17 protein-coding genes are annotated in these 17664 nt (G+C 73.0%); 11 read left to right on the top strand and 6 right to left on the bottom strand.

All coding sequences use genetic code 11. The annotated features are described in order from the left end of the window. Positions 1–162 precede the first annotated feature (162 nt). Genes IE108_RS21465 through IE108_RS21445 form a run of 5 tightly spaced genes read left to right on the top strand, consistent with a single transcriptional unit; the run spans position 163 to position 4749 of the window. Positions 163–1782: a sensor histidine kinase gene (locus IE108_RS21465; RefSeq protein ID WP_064727022.1), complete on the top strand. Its 1620-nt coding sequence runs from the start codon at positions 163–165 to the stop codon at positions 1780–1782. 26 nt (positions 1783–1808) lie between these two features. Next, positions 1809–2186, top strand: a complete 378-nt coding sequence (locus IE108_RS21460; RefSeq protein WP_202544993.1) for a roadblock/LC7 domain-containing protein — start codon at positions 1809–1811, stop codon at positions 2184–2186. Next, entirely contained in the window at positions 2183–2599 is a 417-nt protein-coding gene (locus tag IE108_RS21455) for a DUF742 domain-containing protein (RefSeq protein ID WP_064727020.1), read from the top strand. Before IE108_RS21460 ends, IE108_RS21455 begins: the two co-directional genes overlap by 4 nt. Continuing rightward, positions 2580–3200, top strand: coding sequence for a GTP-binding protein (locus tag IE108_RS21450; RefSeq protein ID WP_064727019.1), 621 nt, complete (start codon positions 2580–2582; stop codon positions 3198–3200). The genes IE108_RS21455 and IE108_RS21450 overlap by 20 nt, the downstream gene beginning before the upstream one ends. Positions 3201–3252: 52 nt before the next feature. After that, the gene (locus tag IE108_RS21445; RefSeq protein ID WP_064727018.1) at positions 3253–4749 is read left to right on the top strand and encodes a cytochrome P450; all 1497 of its coding nucleotides are present in this window, start codon (positions 3253–3255) and stop codon (positions 4747–4749) included. Here IE108_RS21445 and IE108_RS21440 read toward each other — a convergent pair. Beyond that, on the bottom strand, positions 4743–5714 hold the full coding sequence (locus IE108_RS21440) for an RluA family pseudouridine synthase (RefSeq protein ID WP_064727017.1): 972 nt from the start codon (positions 5712–5714) through the stop codon (positions 4743–4745). The two genes, IE108_RS21445 and IE108_RS21440, sit on opposite strands and share 7 nt — an antisense overlap. Before the next feature lie 80 nt (positions 5715–5794). On the opposite strand from IE108_RS21440, the gene IE108_RS21435 reads away from it, so the two are divergent. Then, positions 5795–6376: a GNAT family N-acetyltransferase gene (locus IE108_RS21435; RefSeq protein ID WP_064727016.1), complete on the top strand. Its 582-nt coding sequence runs from the start codon at positions 5795–5797 to the stop codon at positions 6374–6376. Positions 6377–6460: 84 nt separating this feature from the next. On the opposite strand, the gene IE108_RS21430 is transcribed toward IE108_RS21435, so the two are convergent. Together IE108_RS21430 and IE108_RS21425 are read right to left on the bottom strand one after the other, a co-directional pair. Then, entirely contained in the window at positions 6461–7303 is an 843-nt protein-coding gene (locus IE108_RS21430; protein WP_064727015.1) for a siderophore-interacting protein, read from the bottom strand. 167 nt (positions 7304–7470) lie between these two features. Then, entirely contained in the window at positions 7471–8376 is a 906-nt protein-coding gene (locus IE108_RS21425) for a 5'-3' exonuclease (protein WP_064727014.1), read from the bottom strand. 193 nt (positions 8377–8569) lie between these two features. Between IE108_RS21425 and IE108_RS21420 the strand changes: the two genes are divergently transcribed. The 4 genes from IE108_RS21420 to IE108_RS21405 all read left to right on the top strand — a co-directional run bounded on the left by IE108_RS21420 (position 8570) and on the right by IE108_RS21405 (position 13973). After that, complete coding sequence (locus tag IE108_RS21420; protein ID WP_064727013.1) at positions 8570–9658, top strand: quaternary amine ABC transporter ATP-binding protein; 1089 nt, start codon at positions 8570–8572, stop codon at positions 9656–9658. After that, complete coding sequence (locus IE108_RS21415; RefSeq protein ID WP_064727012.1) at positions 9651–12266, top strand: ABC transporter permease/substrate binding protein; 2616 nt, start codon at positions 9651–9653, stop codon at positions 12264–12266. Before IE108_RS21420 ends, IE108_RS21415 begins: the two co-directional genes overlap by 8 nt. A gap of 415 nt (positions 12267–12681) precedes the next feature. Beyond that, positions 12682–13251 carry a helix-turn-helix domain-containing protein gene (locus IE108_RS21410; protein ID WP_064727011.1) on the top strand — a complete coding sequence of 190 codons (570 nt, stop codon included), beginning with the start codon at positions 12682–12684 and terminating at the stop codon, positions 13249–13251. Beyond that, positions 13248–13973 (top strand): helical backbone metal receptor, encoded by a 726-nt coding sequence (locus IE108_RS21405; RefSeq protein ID WP_064727010.1) that lies wholly within the window; start codon positions 13248–13250, stop codon positions 13971–13973. The genes IE108_RS21410 and IE108_RS21405 overlap by 4 nt, the downstream gene beginning before the upstream one ends. Here the strand turns inward: IE108_RS21405 and IE108_RS21400 are convergent. Then, complete coding sequence (locus IE108_RS21400; RefSeq protein WP_064727009.1) at positions 13900–15054, bottom strand: TDT family transporter; 1155 nt, start codon at positions 15052–15054, stop codon at positions 13900–13902. The two genes, IE108_RS21405 and IE108_RS21400, sit on opposite strands and share 74 nt — an antisense overlap. 70 nt (positions 15055–15124) lie before the next feature. On the opposite strand from IE108_RS21400, the gene IE108_RS21395 reads away from it, so the two are divergent. Beyond that, positions 15125–16072: a LysR family transcriptional regulator gene (locus tag IE108_RS21395; RefSeq protein ID WP_229852245.1), complete on the top strand. Its 948-nt coding sequence runs from the start codon at positions 15125–15127 to the stop codon at positions 16070–16072. Between the two features lie 28 nt (positions 16073–16100). Here IE108_RS21395 and IE108_RS21390 read toward each other — a convergent pair whose 3' ends face one another. Beyond that, a complete protein-coding gene (locus IE108_RS21390) occupies positions 16101–16796 on the bottom strand; it encodes a gamma-glutamyl-gamma-aminobutyrate hydrolase family protein (protein ID WP_064727007.1) in 696 nt (231 codons plus the stop codon). A gap of 79 nt (positions 16797–16875) precedes the next feature. After that, entirely contained in the window at positions 16876–17610 is a 735-nt protein-coding gene (locus IE108_RS21385; protein WP_064727006.1) for a FadR/GntR family transcriptional regulator, read from the bottom strand. Between the last annotated feature and the right edge of the window lie 54 nt (positions 17611–17664).

The raw sequence follows: 17664 nt of genomic DNA, 5'->3' as shown, positions 1-17664 counted from the left end.
TATGACACGGCGATGATCCGCTCGGACTAAGCTCGCCCGCAGCGCACCGAGTTGAGGTGTAATCGCGCGCTTGTTCCCAATGCGCCGATCGCCCCGACAACTCCCAGAGATACCCCGCCGCAAGCTCCCCCATCCCCGCCGATTCGTTTTCAGAGGGCCTACATGGTGAGTGTTGATTCCCCTCCAGGTCGCCGTGAACTTCCCAACGCGCGCACGTTGTTGCTGCCGGCCATACTGATGGCCGCGGTCACCGGGGCCGCCGTCGCCCTCGTGGCGGAACCGGCCCGGCTCGCCGTCGGCCTGTGCGGTGCCGTCGCCACCCTGCTGGTCGTCTCCGCGGCGGCCGAAGCGGTACGCCGCGGCCGGACGCTGCGGGCCGAGCGCGCCGCGCACGCCCGTCACAGCGCGTATCTGGAACAGCGGGCGGCGAGCCACCACGAGGAGATGGTCCACCTCGGCGGCGTCGTCCTGCCCGACGTACTGGACTTCATGCGCAAGGGGAGCACCCCCGCGGAGGTGATGCGCCGCCTCGGCGAGGTCGACCCCGCCTACACCGAACTCGGCGAGCCCCAGCGCCGGCTGATCCGCATGGTCTGCGAGATCGTCGACCACCAGGACTCCATGCGCGAGTCCGCGGAGCGCTCCTTCGTCGACATCGCCCGCCGCGTCCAGGCGATCGTCCACCAGCAGAACAAGGAACTGCGCGAGATGGAGGAGGACCACGGCCGCAACCCCGAGGTCTTCGACGACCTCCTGCGCATCGACCACGGCACCGCGCTGATCGGCCGGCTGGCCGACTCGATCTCCGTCATCGGCGGCGGCCGCCCCGGCCGCCAGTGGCCCGAACCGGTCGCCCTCTACAGCGTGCTGCGCGGCGCCATGTCCCGGATCCTGGAGTACCGCAGGATCAACCTGGCCTCCATCGCCAAGGTCAACATCAAGGGCACCGCGGTCGAGCCCGTCATCCACGCCGCGGCCGAACTGCTCGACAACGCCACCCGCTACTCGCCGCCCGCGTCCAAGGTGCACGTCACCGCGACCGAGGTGCAGAGCGGCGTCTGCATCGAGATCGAGGACGCCGGCGTCAGTCTCAGCGAGGAGTCCCGGGGCCGCATCGAGGGGCTGCTGGAGCAGGCCAAGCGCGGCACCGACGTGCAGGACCTCGCCCACCACCCGCGCCTCGGCCTGTCGGTCGTCGGCCGGCTGTGCACGCAGTTCGGCATGGACGTCTCGCTGCGCGCCTCCGCGTACGGCGGGGTCCGGGCGATCCTCATCGTGCCCAGCAAGATGATGACCACCGAGCCCGGCGTCGGCCTCGCCCACGGCATCGGCGCCACCTCGATCCCCACCCCCGGCCCGGACGCCCTGCCCGGACCGCAGCGCAAGCCCAAGAAGCGCCGCCCCACCAGCCCGCGCATCCCGGCCGGCGTCTCCATGGAGGACGACGTCCCCGAGGTGACCGAGTGGACGGCGGGCGGGCTCCCGCAGCGCCGCAGCCGCGTCAAGATGCCGCTCAGCCAGCGCCTGGCCGAACAGGCCGTCTGGGAGCGCGAGGACGCCGAGCGCGAGGCCCGCCAGGCAGCCGAACGCGCCCGCATGGGCCTGCCGCCCGAGGAGCCCGAGCCCGAGCCGGACACCTCCGGGCAACTCCCGCCGGGCCACTGGATCGGTGCCTTCTGGGAGGGCCTCAAGGGCCACCCCGGCATCACCCAGGCCCACCAGCAGTCCAGCAGCAACGAGCCGGCCCACGCCCCGGCAGACGACGAGGGGAACCTCAAGTGATCGAGCAGCAAGGCAAGTTCGACTGGATGCTCCGGGACCTCTACGACGGTGTCCCGGGCATCGAGATGATCGTCGTGCTCTCCGCCGACGGCCTGCGCATCGCCCGCTACTCCGGCGACCCGGACGCCGCCGACCGCGTCGCCGCCGCCTGCGCGGGCCTCCAGAGCCTCGCGGGCGCCGTCAGCCAGGAGATCCCCACCAGCGACGGCGACATGAAGATGGTGCTCATCGAGATGAACGGCGGCTACTTCTACCTGATGGCCGCAGGACCCAACGCCTACCTCGCCGTACTCTCCGACGTCCGCTGCGAACCCGGCCGCATGGGCCTCAGCATGGCCGACCTGGTCGCCCGCATCGGCCCCCACCTCACCAGTCCCGCACGGCGCAACGGGCAGACCGTATGACTCCTCCCCAACGCCGGAGGCGAGCTCCCGGAGGGGACCGGCCCGCCGAGGTGCCCGCGCCCGCCCCGCCCGGCAAGGAGGGCGAGATCCGCAACCCCGAGCGGCTCTTCGTCATCGGCGGGGAGGGGGGCGGCGAGCGCGCCGACATCGACCTGGTCACCCTGATCGTGGCCCGCGCCGACCCCCCGGTGTCCGCCACCCCGGAGCAGGCCGCCCTGCTGCGGCTGTGTGCCGCACCCCTGTCCGTGGCCGAGCTGTCGGCCTATCTGAGCCTGCCCTTCAGCGTGGTGACCGTACTCATCACCGACCTCCTCGCGGCGGAGCTGGTGCAGGCCCGCGCCTCGATCGTCCGCCAGAAGGTGGCCGACCGGAACCTCCTCGAAGCGGTGATGCATGGACTTCAAAAACTCTGACACGATCCCGGGCCCGCGGACCGAGGACCGGCTGCCGCACACGGCCGAGGCGGCCGTGAAGATCGTCATCGTGGGCGGCTTCGGCGTCGGCAAGACCACGATGGTCGGCTCGGTCAGCGAGATCAGGCCGCTGACCACCGAGGAGACGATGACCCAGGCCGGTATCGGCGTCGACGACAACTACGGCTCCGCCTCCAAGACCGCCACCACGGTCGCCATGGACTTCGGCCGCATCAGCATCACCGACCAACTGGTGCTGTACCTCTTCGGCACACCCGGGCAGGAGCGCTTCTGGTTCCTGTGGAACGGCCTGTTCGAGGGCGCCCTGGGCGCGGTGGTCCTGGTCGACACCCGTCGCCTGGAGGTCAGCTTCGACGTCATGGGGCGCCTGGAGGAGCGCGGCGTGCCCTTCGTGGTCGCCGTCAACACCTTCCCCGACGCCCCCCGTTACCCGGTCGCCGAGCTGCGCACCGCGCTCGACCTGCCGGACGAGATCCCCATCCTCGACTGCGACGTCCGGCGCCGCGCCTCCAGCCGCGACGTCCTGATGACCCTGATGCGCTTCCTGCACTCCCTCGCCGTGAAGGGCGCGCTCACCTGACCGTGCACCGCCGACCGACCCCCGACCCACACTTCTGCTGCGGAGCGAGACTGTGACGCCTGAACGCCACTCCCCGACCGGAACGGGCGAACCCCTGCTCGACCCACCGCCCGGCTGCCCCGCCCACGGCCTCGGACCGGGCGGACTGCACCGGCTGCACGAGGCGGACGACCTGGACGAGCTGTACGACCGGCTGCGCGCGCAGCACGGGCCGGTGGCTCCCGCGCTGCTCCACGACGACGTGCCGATGTGGGTGGTCCTCGGACACGCCGAGAACCTGCACATGGTGAGCACCCCCGCCCAGTTCTGCCGCGACAGCCGGATCTGGAACCCGCTCAACGAGGGCATGGTCAAGCCCGACCACCCGCTGATGCCGCACATCGCCTGGCAGCCCATCTGCTCGCACGCCGAGGGCGACGAGCACAAGCGGCTGCGCGGCGCCGTCACCAGCGCCATGTCCGACCTCGACTTCCGGGAGCTGCGCCGGCACATCAAGCGGTACACCCAGCGCATCGTCAACCGGTTCTGCGAGGAGGGCCGCGCCGACCTCGTCGGGCAGTTCGCCGAGCACCTCCCGATGGGCGTGATGTGCCACCTCCTCGGCATGCCCGACGAGTACAGCGACCGGATGGTGGAGGCGGCCCGCGACACCCTCAAGGGCACCGAGACGGCGATCGCCAGCCACGCCTACGTCATGGCGGCGCTGGAACGCCTGACCGCCGAGCGCCGGGCCAACCCGGACGACGACATCGCCGGGCGCCTGGTGACGCACCCGGCCGGGCTCACCGACGACGAGGTCAGGGAGCACCTGCGGGTGGTGCTCCTGGCCGCCTACGAGGCCACCGTCAACCTCATCGGCAACGTGCTCCGCGTGGTGCTGACCGACCCCGGCTTCCGCGCCCAGCTCAGCGGCGGGCAGATGACCGTGCCGGAGGCGGTGGAGCAGTCGCTGTGGGACGAGCCGCCGTTCAGCACCGTCTTCGCCTACTTCGCCAAGCAGGACACGGAACTGGGCGGCCAGCGCATCAGGGCCGGCGACGGACTGCTGCTCGGCATCGCGCCGGGCAACGTCGACCCGCGCATCCGCCCCGACCTCGCCGCGAGCATGCAGGGCAACCGCTCCCACCTCGCCTTCGGCGGCGGCCCGCACGAGTGCCCGGGGCAGGACATCGGGCGCGCCATCGCCGACGCGGGCATCGACGCGCTGCTGATGCGGCTGCCCGACGTGCAGCTCGCCTGCGACGAGGACGACCTGCGGTGGCGGTCCTCGATCGCCTCCCGGCACCTGGTGGAGCTGCCGGTGCGGTTCGAGCCCAAGGAGCAGCAGGACATCAGGCAGCAGCCGAGCCACGCCCCGGCCCCCGCGCGGCGCCCCGGCTGGCACGTCGGCATCCCGAGCCCGGAGGAGCGGACGCAGCCGCCGGTCCCCTCCTACCCGCCGGCTCCGGTGCCGGCGTACGCCGCGGCGCCCTCACCGGCGCCGGTGCCGGAGCAGCCCCGGCCGCGCGGCGCCTGGCAGCGCTTCCTGCTCTGGTGGCGCGGCTACTGACCGGCCGCCCACTCCTCGTACGCCGTCCACGCCCCGAGGGTCCGCCCGCTGCGGAAGCGGTGCTCGCGCCCCGTGACCGGATCGGTGAACCCCAGCTCACTCGCCAGCAGTTGCAGCGGGCGCCGGAAGTCACCGGCCGGCACGGCGGGGGCCACCTCGGGGTAGAGGGGGTCGCCGAGGATCGGCACGCCCAGCGCGTTCATGTGCACGCGCAGCTGATGGGTCTGGCCGGTCGCGGGCTCCAGCCGGTACCGGCCCAGGTCCGGGCAGCCGGCGGCCGGGGCGGGCCGGTGTGCGGCCAGTTCGACGCGGGTGACGGCGTTGGGCTCGCCCTCGATCTCGCGGGCGGCCAGGACGCCGCGTTCCTTGAGGATGCGGCTGCGCACGGTCCGGGGAAGGGCGAGGGCGGGGTCGTACGGCGCGACGGCCTCGTACACCTTGCGCACCCGGCGCTCGCCGAACAGGCTCTGGTACGCGCCGCGTTCCCCGGGGCGCACGACGAAGAGCACCAGTCCGGCGGTGAGCCGGTCCAGGCGGTGCGCGGCGCCGAGGGCGGGGAGGTCCAGCTCGCGGCGCAGCCGGGCCAGCGCGGTCTGGACGACGTGTCCGCCGCGCGGGGTGGTGGCCAGGAAGTGCGGCTTGTCGGCGACGACGATGTGCGCGTCGCGGTACACGACCTCCAGTGGGAAGGGCACCGGCACCTCGGCGGGCGTCTCGCGGTGGAACCACACGAACATCCCGGGCTCGTACGGCGCGTCCGCCGGCACCGCCCGCCCGTCGGCGGTCACGAACAGGCCGGCGGCGAACATGCCGTCGACGACGCCGGCACCCGCGCCGGACAGCCGTTCCGCCAGGTGGTCCCGCACCGTGGCCCACGGCCCCTCGGCGGGCAGCCGCACCCGTACCGCGTCGATGCCGTCGCGCTGCGGCAGGGGCGAGGGCGGGGGAGGCGTACGGCGTCTCATCACCGGCCAGCCTACGAGGCGGGCGCCGGCCGCGGAAAAACGCTGGGCCGCCGGCCGCGCCGGTTGGCAGGATGCGGCGCATGCCCTACCTCACGCAGCCGGTCCTGGCGGCCGGCACCCTCTCCGGCACACCGCAGCCCACGCTCGCCACGGGGGACGGCCTCCTGCTGCGCCCGTGGCGCGACGAGGACGCCCCCGCCGTGCACGCCGCCTTCCAGGACCCGGTGATGCACCAGTGGCACATCCGCGCGGCCGACTCCGAGGACGAGGTGCGCGGCTGGATCGCCGAGTGGCGGCGGGGCTGGGCGGGCGAGCGGGGCGCCCAGTGGGCGGTGGTCGAGGAGACCGGCGGCCTGCTGGCCGGCCGGGTCGCGCTGCGCGAGGTCGTGCTAGGCGACGGGGTGGCCGAGGTCGCCTACTGGACGACCGCCGCCGCCCGTGGCAAGGGGGTCGCCGCCCGCGCCACCCGGGCGCTCGCGCACTGGGCCCTGGACCGGATCGGTTTCCAGCGCCTGGAACTCTCCCACGCGGTGGCCAACGGCGCGTCCTGCCGGGTCGCCGAGAAGGCGGGCTTCGCGCTGGAGGGCACCAAGCGCAGTGCCCTGCTGCATCCGGACGGCTGGCACGACATGCACCTGCACGCGCGCGTGCGGGGCGACTGAGACCGGGGGAGCGGAGCGCGGGTGGCGCCGCACGGAGTGGGCGGCGCCAACCGGTCGTCAGGGCGGCTCGCGTGCGGCCCCCGGCTACGCGGCCGGGGCGCCCTCCTGCTCGGCCTCGATGCGGGCGTTCCACTCCCGCTTCGACGCCTGCCAGCCGTCCTCGTTGTGACCGAGCCGCCAGTAGCCGGAGATCGACAGGTCCTCGCGGGGAAGCTCCCGCTCGACCCGCAGGTACCGGCGCAGCTCCTTCACGCAGGCGGCCTCGCCGTGCACGAAGGCGTGCGGCCGGCCCTCGGGGAAGTCCAGGGCACGCACGGCCTCGACGAGGGCCTGGCCCACCGGACGGCCACCGCGGTGCAGCCAGACGACCTCCACGTCGGAGTCGATCTTCTGCTCCTCCTCCGGGCCGTCCACCTCCACGAAGGCGAAGGCGCGGGCGCCGTCGGGCAGCGCCTCCAGGGACCGGGCGATGGCCGGCAGGGCGCTCTCGTCACCGGCCAGCAGATGCCAGTCGGCGCTGAGGTCGGGGGCGTAGGCGCCGCCGGGGCCCATGAAGCGGACGGTCTCGCCCGGCCGCACGCGCCGGGCCCAGGGGCCGGCCAGCCCCTCGTCCCCGTGGACGACGAAGTCCAGTGTCATCTCGAGGTGCTCGGCGTCCCAGTGGCGCACGGTGTACGTGCGGGTCACCGGCCACTGGTCGCGCGGGAACTCCTCGCGGATCCGCTCCAGGTCGAAGGGCTCCGGGTAGGTCACGCCCTCGGCGGCGAACAGCAGTTTCACGTAGTGGTCGGTACAGGTGTCCGCGGAGATCGCGGCCAGGCCCTCGCCGCCGAGCACCACACGCTGCATGTGCGGGGTCAGCCGCTCGGTGCGGACGACCTGGGCGGTGTGCGGCTTGCGCGGCCTGCGTGCCGGACGGTCTGCCATGAGGGTCTCCCTGCTCACAACGTGCGGGTCAGTGGTTAGGTTTACCTAAGTTAGCACTCCCCGTCCGGTCGGTGCGTCGCGTGGGGGAGTTCCGGGGTGTTCCGCGAGCACCGTACGAGTTCCCCTCCGGCGGGAACCGACGCGGCGCGCGGCCTTCGCCGCTCCGCTCAGGCGGCCAGCGTCGTCAGCAGCCGCTGCAGCGAGCCGCCCAGGCCCCAGCGCGCCGCCAGCGCGTCCAGTTCCGCCGCGTCGCGCGGCGCGTGGGGCAGCGCGGTCGCGACGTCCGGCAGCGGGACGTCGCCGGCCACCCGGACCACCTTCGGCGCGACGTCCAGGTACGGGCCCGCCTCGGTGAGCCGCCGCCGCTGGGAGGGGGTGAGCTTCGCCTTCGGCTCGTCCACGGCGGCCCGGATGCCGGCCAGGTCGCCGAACTCGGCCAGCAGCTTGGCCGCGGTCTTCTCGCCGATGCCGGCCACCCCGGGCAGCCCGTCGCTGGGGTCGCCGCGCAGCAGCGCCAGGTCGGCGTACCCGCGGCCGTCGACACCGTACTTCTCGCGCAGCGCGGCCTCGTCGGTCAGGTTCAGGGTGCCGACGCCCTTGACCGGGTAGAGCACGCGCACGCCGCGGGCGTCGTCGACGAGCTGGTAGAGATCGCGGTCGCCGGTGACGATGTCGACCGGTCCCGTCGCCCGCGCGGTGTACGTGCCGATGACGTCGTCGGCCTCGTACCCGGCCACGCCGACGCGGGCGATGCCGAGCGCGTCGAGGACGGCCTCGATCACCGGAACCTGCGGCGAGAGCGTGTCCGGGATCTCCTCCTCGTCGGGGCCCGCCGGGCGCTCCTCCGCGACGCGGTGCGCCTTGTAGGAGGGGATCAAATCGACCCGCCACTGCGGGCGCCAGTCGGCGTCCATGCAGGCGACCAGGTGGTCCGGCCGGTGGTCCTTCACCAGGCGGTCGATGAAGTCGAGCAGCCCGCGCACGGCGTTCACCGGCGTGCCGTCGGGGGCCCGCACCGAGTCCGGCACGCCGAAGTAGGCGCGGAAGTAGAGGGAGGCGGTGTCGAGGAGCATCAGTCGTCCGGTCACGCCTCGCATCATGCCGCAGAGCGTGTGGACGCGGGCCGGAGGACGTGTGAACTGGGTCACTCGTGTGTTTGGCACATAAACATCGGGGCAGGCGCGCAGCCGGGCCGAAGCTGGTTGATGCATTCAACTGTTAGAGAGGCTTCACGCCCCGTCCCTGCCCCCGATGCAAGAGGTAAGCGTGTCAGCCAGACTAGAAGCCGACGGCCTGTACAAGGTCTTCGGCAGGAAACCGGACCAGGCGGTCGAACGACTGCGGCAGGGCACCGACCGGGAGGAACTGCGCGACGCCGGCACCACGGCCGCGGTCATCGACGCGTCCTTCACCGTGGAGCCCGGCGAGATCTTCGTGGTCATGGGACTGTCCGGCTCCGGCAAGTCCACGCTGCTGCGCATGCTCAACGGTCTGCTGGAGCCGACCGCCGGGCACGTCCGCTTCGGCGGTCAGGACCTCACCGAGATCGGCGAGCGCAAGCTGCGCGACGTCCGCTCCAAGAGCATCAGCATGGTCTTCCAGCACTTCGCGCTGTTCCCGCACCGCAGCGTCCGTGACAACGCTGCCTACGGTCTTGAAGTGCAGGGCGTGCCCCGCGCCGAGCGCGAACGCCGCGCCGACGAGGCGCTCGCCCTGTGTGGCCTGGCCGGCTGGGAGAAGTCCTGGCCCGACGAGCTGTCCGGCGGCATGCAGCAGCGCGTGGGCCTCGCCCGCGCCCTCGCCACGGACGCCGACCTGCTGCTGATGGACGAGTCCTTCAGCGCCCTGGACCCGCTGATCCGCCGCGACATGCAGGACCAGCTGCTCGAACTCCAGAAGACCCTGAAGAAGACCATCGTCTTCATCACGCACGACCTCAACGAGGCCATGCGCCTGGGCGACCGCATCGCGATGATGCGCGACGGACGGATCGTCCAGATCGGCACGGCGCAGGACATCCTGATGCGCCCCGCCAACGACTACGTCGCCTCCTTCACCCAGGACGTCGACCGCTCCCGCGTGCTGACCACCGCCGCCGTGATGGAGACCGAGGTCCGCGGCGACGAGGCCGACTGCGACTGCGAGACGGCCACCCCGGAGACGTCGTTCACCGACCTGTGCGCGATCAGCGCCCGCGTACCGCACCCGGTCGCGGTCGTCGACGGCGACGGCGAGCTGGTCGGGGTCGTCCCCACCCGCCGACTCGTCGGCTTCCTCGGGGACGAGCAGGCCGAGCCCGGCACCTGCGACAGCCCGCGCGACCAGGGTCCCGAAAAGGTGATGGCCCGTGCCTAGGATCCCGCTCGGCGACTGGGTCAACAGCACCGTCGACTGGCTGCTCGAACACGTCGCGTGGCTCTTCGACTTCCTGAAGACCGTCTTCACCGGCACCTACGACGGCATCAACGCCGTCCTCCAGGCGCCCGAACCGCTGCTCCTCGCCGGCATCTTCGCGGTCATCGCCTTCTGGCTGCGCGGCACGCTCGCCGGTGTCCTCACCTTCGTGGGATTCGCGTTCATCGACTCCATGGAGTTGTGGGAGAACGCGATGATCACCCTGTCGCTGGTGCTCGTCGCCACGATCATCGCGCTGGTGGTCGCGGTACCCGTCGGCATCTGGGCGGCCCGCTCCGACCGGGTCAGCGGCATCGTCCGGCCCGTGCTGGACTTCATGCAGACGCTGCCCGCGATGATCTACCTCATCCCGGCCATCCTGTTCTTCGGCACCGGCGCCTCCGCCGGCATCGTGGCCACCCTGATCTTCGCGCTCGCCCCCGGCGTGCGCATGACCGAGCTGGGCATCCGCCAGGTCGACAAGGAACTGGTCGAGGCCGCCGAGGCCTTCGGCACCACGCCCCGCAACACCCTGCTGCGCGTCCAGCTCCCGCTGGCCCTGCCCACGGTGATGGCGGGCGTCAACCAGGTCATCATGCTCGGCCTGTCCATGGCCGCGATCGCCGGCATGGTCGGCACCGGCGGCCTGGGCGGCGACGTCAACGAGGCCATCGGCCAGCTCAACGTCGGCCTCGGCTCCGAGTCCGGCGTGGCCATCGTGATCCTCGCGATCTACCTGGACCGCATGACCAGCGCACTCGGCACCCAGGTCTCGCCGCTCGGCCGCCGCGCCGCCGCCAAGGCCCGCAGCCTCGGCGGCCTGAAGATCTGGTCGTACCGGCCCCGCCCGCAGGTCGCCGTCATCGGCGTCGTGATCCTCGGCCTGGTGGCCGGCGGCATGGGCGTCTTCGGCGGCTCCGGCGACTCGGAGGCCGTCGCGAACGGCAAGAACGTCGGCCAGGGCAAGAAGGTCACCCTCGGCTACGTGCCGTGGGACGAGGGCGTCGCCTCCACGTTCCTGTGGAAGGAGATCCTCGAACAGCGCGGCTACGAGGTCGAGGCCAAGCAGTTCGACGCCGGACCGCTCTACACCTCCCTCGCGCAGGGCGACATCGACATCGTCACCAACTCCTGGCTGCCGACCACCCACGCCCAGTACTGGAAGAAGTACGGCGACCGCCTCGACGACCTCGGCTCCTGGTACGACAACACGTCGCTGGAGCTGACCGTCCCGGCGTACATGAAGGACGTCAACACGCTGGCGGACCTCAAGGGCAAGGCCGGCCAGTTCGGCGGCAAGATCACCGGCATCGAGTCCAGCGCCGGCGAGATGGCCCTGCTGAAGGACAAGGTCGCCAAGGAGTACGGGCTCGACAAGGAGTACAAGGTCGTCGACAGCTCCACGCCGGCGATGCTGGCCGAGCTGAAGCGGGCGATGAGCAAGAAGGAACCGATCGTCGTCACGCTCTGGTCCCCGCACTGGGCGTACAACGACCTCGACCTGAAGAAGCTCAAGGACCCCAAGGGAGCCTGGGGCAAGGGCGACGGCGTGCACACGCTCTCCCGCAAGGGCTTCGCCGGCGACGACCCCACCGCCGCCAAGTGGATGAAGGACTTCAAGCTGGACGAGAAGCAGCTCACCAGCCTGGAGGCCGAGATCAACAAGGCCGGCAAGGGCAAGCAGCAGGACGCCGTCCGCACCTGGCTGAAGAGCAACCCGGACCTCGTCGACAAGCTCGCCCCGGTCGCGGGCGCCGGCGGCGCCACCCCGGCCGAGGCGAAGCGCGCCCTGGACGTGGCCTGGTTCCCGTGGGAGGAGGACGTCGCCGTCACCTACCTGTGGAAGAACGTCCTGGAGCGCCGCGGCTACAAGATGAACCTGAAGCAGATGGACGTCGGCCCGGTCTACACCGGTCTGGCCTCGGGCGACCTCGACCTCAACTTCGACGCCTGGCTGCCCCACGCCCAGAAGAACTACTGGGACAAGAACAAGGACAACCTCACCGACCTCGGCACCTGGTACGAACCGACCTCCCTGGAGATCGCCGTCCCCTCCTACGTGAAGGACGTCAAGTCCCTCGCGGACCTCAAGGGCAAGGCCGACCTCTTCGACGGGAAGATCATCGGCATCGAGCCCGGCACCGGTGAGATGCAGCTCGCCAAGGACGAGGTGCTGCCGGGCTACGGCCTGGAGGACGAGTACGAGATCGTCGACGGCTCCACGCCGGCCATGCTGGCGGAGCTGAAGCGCGCCTACGCCAAGAAGGAGCCGGTCGCGGTCACCCTGTGGTCCCCGCACTGGGCCTACAGCGACTACGAGCTGACCAAGCTGAAGGACCCGAAGAAGGCCTTCGGCGAGGGCAACACGATCCGCACCATCTCCAGCAAGAAGTTCCCCGAGCAGTACCCGCAGCTCACCAAGTGGATCAAGAACTTCCACATGAGCGAGGACGAGCTGGGCACGCTGGAGGCCGAGATCAAGGACCGCGGTCAGGGCCACGAGGAGGAAGCCGTCGCGGCCTGGCTGGAGGAGCACCCGGACATGGTCGGCCGGATGACCCCGCAGTAGTACCGCACGGACGTCCGCCCCGAGGGGTGGGCCCGGCAGCGCCTCCTGACGGTGCGCGCCGGGCCCACCCCTCGGGTCTTTCCGCCCGGGGACCCCGGGGACACGGTAAGGATTTGGACAACCACGGAGCGCCAACCCCGCGCCCGAGCATCGCATCGCCGGGGCGGGAGGGGCTGGCGGGAACACCCCGGGCCGTCCACGCCTTGAACCGGTAGGGCGTCCGACACGTGGGACGGGGCGGCCCGTGCGTGGCGAGAACTGTGAGGTCCCGGCCACCGCACCGTGACGTCGATGTGACGGCCGCATGAAACGGTTTGCCGAACATGCGTAGGGTGCAGAGAACTCATCAGGAGGACGGCGCCCCGAAACGGGCACGGCGGCGGTACGACGACGGGTGAAGGAGGGAGCCGGAGCGATGGGCGACCACAAGGATCAGCACCTCCGGGTCGGCGCGGCCGTGCGGCGCCGGCGCCGCTCCCTCGACCTGACGCTCGCCGTGGTGTCCGAGCGCAGCGGCCTGTCCGTGCCCTTCCTCAGCCAGATCGAGAACGACCGGGCCCGGCCCAGCCAGAGCTCCCTGGAGAAGGTGGCCGACGCCCTGCGCACCACCGCCGTGGAGCTGCTCGCCGCCGCCGACCCCGCGTGCAGCGTCGACGTGGTCCGCGACGAGGACCCCGACCCCGAGCTGGCCCCCAAGGTGCGCTCCCTGGTGCGCGGGCACCACCAGATGCACGCCTCCGAGTTCACCGGCGACCATGACGTCGGCCGTGAACTGCAGTACCGCAACGACCAGTTGATGTTCGTCGCCGAGGGCGCCGTGGAGATCGAGGCCGAGGGCCGTGCCTACCGGCTGGGCCGGGGCGACACGCTGTACCTGACCGGCGGCGTACGGCACCGGTGGCGGGCCACGGTGCCCGACACGCGGCTGGTCGTGGTCGCCGTCGCCGAGCACATCGAGGCGGTCCGGGAGGGGCCCCGGCGGTGAGGGTGGTCTCCCTGGTGCCCTCCCTGACCGAGGCGGTGGCCCGCACCCTCCCCGGTGTCCTCGCCGGTGCCACCGACTGGTGCACCCACCCGGCCGGGCTGGACGCCGTGCGCGTGGGCGGCACCAAGAACCCGGACACCGACCGGATCGCCGCCCTCGCTCCCGACCTGGTGATCGCCAACGAGGAGGAGAACCGCGCGCCCGACCTGGACGCCCTGCGCGCGGCCGGCGTCGAGGTGCTGGTGACCGAGGTGCGCACCGTGCCGCAGGCCTGGACCGAGCTGGACCGGGTGCTCACCGCGTGCGGCGCCCCGTCCCGCCCGTGGTGGCTCGACGACGCCGAGGCTGCCTGGAGCGACCCGGCGCCGCCGTTCCCCGGGGAGCGCCGGAGCGCCGTGGTGCCGATCTGGCGCAGGCCCTGGATGGTGCTGGGCCGCGACACCTTCGCCGGTGACGTGCTCGCCCGCCTGGGCGTCGACCACCTCCACGCCTCCCACCCCGAGCGGTATCCGAAGATCCCCGTCGAGGAACTGCGGGCCGCCCGCCCGGACGTCGTGGTCCTGCCGGACGAGCCGTACCGGTTCACCGCCGACGACGGCCCGGAGGCCTTCCCCGGCCTGCCCTGCGCCCTCGTCGACGGGCGGTACCTCACGTGGTACGGACCGTCGCTGGGACGGGCGCCCCGGGCCCTGGCCGAGGCCCTGCGGGCAGCGCGCCGCTGAGCAGCCCCCGCACGGTGTGCGCGGCGGCGACGGTCCAGGCGGCGACCAGCAGGGCGTACAGCACGACGGCGAGCGCCTCGTAGGCGACCAGCCCCGTGTGCCGGGCCAGGGCCGCCGCGCCGGTGACGCAGGTGCCCACCGGGAAGGTGAACGACCACCAGGTCATCGAGAAGCCCATGCCCTCGCGCCGGGCCCGCACGACGTGCGCGGTGGCCAGGCACAGCCACAGCAGCGCGAAGCCCGTCACGGGCACGCCGTAGAGCACCGCGAGCACCGCGAAGCCCTCGGCGTACGGCGCCGGCACGACCCCCGGGGCCACGTCGGCGAACGCGCCCACCGCGGTCGTCGACTGCCCGAGCGGGCCCAGCACCAGGAACAGCGACGGGGTGAGCGCGAGCGGCAGCGGGCCGCCGGTGAGCAGCCGGCCGAAGACCAGCGGCAGGGTGACCAGCGTCGCCAGCAGGCTCACGCCGAACAGGGCGACGCACGCGAGCAGCAGCGTCTCGCGGGGCTGGCCCGGCGGGAGGTGCGGGACCAGCAGCGGGCCGACGGCCGCCGACACCATGGGTGCGACGAGCGGCAGCAGCCACACCGGACTGGCCTGCCCCGGCTCCACCCGGTGCCGCACGGCCATCAGGTACGGCACCGCCACCGCCGCCGCGAGCCCGACGACCGTACCGGCGGTGAACAGCACGGCGTCCAGCGCGACGGCCGCGGCTGTGCCGGTCCAGTCCCGGCCGACCGTCAGGGCGCCGCCGCCCACGGCCAGCAGCGCCATCGACAGGCAGCCGTAGAACGGGGCCGCGCCCGGGTCGAGGAGGTGGGCGCGGGCCTGGTCGCGGTGGTGGAGCCAGTGCAGGGACCGGGCCACGAGCAGCACCGCGAGCAGGACGAGCGACAGCGCCCAGATCGCCGTGCACACCGTGCGCAGTCCGGGTATGTGCCCCGGCAGCGCGGCTCCCGCGCCGCCGACGACGGCGGTGCCCATGACGCAGGCGTACCAGTTGGGCCCGAGGTGGCGGACGGCCGGGACGCGCCGGGCCGGGGTGGCGGGGGAGTGGGGCTGGGCGACGGTGACCATGCCTCCACCCTCACCGGAGGCGAAGCCGCTGACCAGGGATCATGTCTCTATGAGGGCATAAGCTGGGGTTATGGGCAGGAGCATGGCGGAGGGTGAGCAGACCGGCCGGGGTGGTCAGGGGGTGCCGGGTTCGCTGGCGCACCGGGTCCCGGACCTCGGCGCGATGGAGCTGCTGCTGGCGGTGGCCAGGCTGGGCAGCCTCGGCGGTGCCGCGCGCGAGCTGGGCATCACGCAGCCGGCCGCCAGCAGCCGCGTCCGCTCGATGGAACGGCAGCTGGGCGTCGCGCTGGTGGACCGCTCGCCGCGCGGCTCCCGGCTGACCGACGCGGGCGTGCTGGTCACGGACTGGGCGCGGCGGATCGTCGAGGCCGCCGAGGCGTTCGACGCGGGCGCGCAGGCGCTGCGGGACCGGCGGGACTCGCGGCTGCGGGTGGCGGCGAGCATGACGATCGCCGAGTACCTGCTGCCGGGCTGGCTGGTCGCGCTGCGCACCCAGCTGCCCGACACGGCGGTCTCCCTGCTCGCCGGGAACTCGGCGACGGTGGCGGCGCGTCTGCTGGCCGACGAGGCCGACCTCGGCTTCGTCGAGGGGGTCAGCGTCCCCGCGGGCCTCGACTCCGCGGTCATCGCCCACGACCGGCTCGTGGTCGTCACCGCGCCGGGCCACCCGTGGGCGCGCCGCAGGCACCCGCTGGCGGCCGCCGAACTGGCGGCCACCCCGCTGATCCTGCGCGAGAAGGGCTCGGGCACCCGGCAGGTCCTCGACGCCGCCCTGGGCGGTCTGGCCCGCCCCCTGATCGAGCTGTCCTCCACCACGGCGGTGAAGGCGGCGGCCGTGAGCGGCGCGGGGCCCTCGGTCCTCAGCGAACTCGCGGTCGGCGAGGAACTGACCAACCGCCGCCTGGTGAGCGTCCCCCTCGCGGACGTCACCCTCGCCCGCGACCTGCGCGCCGTCTGGCCGACGGGACACCGGCCGACGGGACCGGCCCGGCACCTGCTGTCGCTGACGCGGGTGTAGGGGCTCGGCGTGTCCGCCCTCGGCCGGGTCAGGACCGCCGGGCCGCCGCCTCCACCAGGGCCCGCATCACGCGTACGTCCTCGCCCATCTCCGGGTGCCACTGCACGCCCAGGACCCAGCCGGGCGCGGACGGGAGTTCCAGGGCCTCCACGGTGCCGTCCGCGGCGTGGGCCGAGGGGACCAGGCCCGTGCCGAGCCGCTCGACCGCCTGGTGGTGGTAGGTCGGCACGAAGGCCTCCTCCGGCACCACACCGGCGTACAGCGTGCCCGGCACCGGCTTGACCGGATGCCCTCCGAACGCGCCCACGACCTCGGCGTGCCCCTCGATGTGCTGGACGAGGGTGCCGCCCCGGGCGACGTTGAGGAGCTGCATGCCCCGGCAGACGCCCAGCAGCGGCAGCCGGGCGGCCAGGGCGGCCTCGATCAGCGCCAGCTCCCACGTGTCGCGGGCCCGCGCGGGCGGGCCGGTGCGCGGGTCGGGTTCGGCGCCGTAGCGGACCGGTTCCACGTCCGGGCCGCCCGCGATCACCAGCCCGTCGAGGCGGGCGAGCGTCGCCGCCGCGTGCTCCGGGGCGTCCGGCGGCAGCATCACCGCCAGTCCGCCCGCCCGCTGCACCAGCCGCGGGTACCCGGCGGGCAGCAGCGCCGCCTCCAGTTCCCACACGCCCCAGCGCGCGCCGGTCTCCAGATACGTGCTGACACCGATCAGCGGCCTGTCCGTCACCGTCCGAGCCCTCCGTCCTCCGCCCGCCTTCACGGACCGTCCCCATACCTTTGCCGGCGCGACCGCCCGCGCGGCCACCTCACGTCAGGAACCCCCGCAGCAGCGCCGCCGTCCCCGCGCAGTGCTCCCGCGCGATCTCCCGGGCCCCGTCCGCGTCCCCGTCGAGCACGGCGTCCACCAGGGCCGCGTGCTGGTGCTGGGAGTGCTCCAGGTTGCGCACCAGCAGCGGGATGCAGTCCAGCAGGTCGTTCAGGGTGGCCCGGACGGCCGCGTACTGCGCCGCGAGCGCCGGTGAGCCGGACAGCTCCGCGAGGGTGAGGTGCAGCATCGTGTCCAGCCGCCGGTACCGCCCCAGCGGGGCGTCCCGCGTGGCCGCCAGCGCCCCGCGCAGCCGCCCCGCCCCGTCGTCCGGCAGCCCGTGCGCCGCGCACAGACCCGCCGCGCCGACCTCCAGCACCTCGCGGAAGCGCAGTACGTCCTCGATGTCGACCCCGGCCACCCGGCGCCGCAGCTCGTCCTCGCCGCCCGCGTCGGGGCGGGGCAGCACGAACGTTCCGCCGTACCGGCCCCGCCGGGCCAGGACCAGCCCCTGGTCCTGGAGCACCCGCAGCACCTCACGCAGCGTCACCCGGCTGATCCCGAGCCGCTCCGCCAGCTCCCGCTCGGCCGGCAGCCGCTCCCCGTCGGACACCAGGCCCAGCCTGACCACCTGGAGGATCTGCTCCAGCGCCTCCTCGAAGCCGTTGCCGGCGCGCACCGGCCGCAGCACCGGTGCGAGCCGGTCCGCCACGCTCCCCCCGGATTCCTCCGGCATGCGGCCGCGCCCCCTTCCCAAGCAATGGTTCCCGGCAATACCTTATGGCTCCCG

Origin of the sequence: Streptomyces parvulus (assembly GCF_014648855.1) — a bacterium.
In the GTDB taxonomy this organism is placed as follows: domain Bacteria; phylum Actinomycetota; class Actinomycetes; order Streptomycetales; family Streptomycetaceae; genus Streptomyces; species Streptomyces parvulus.
This window is presented reverse-complemented; position numbering and strand designations above follow the sequence as displayed.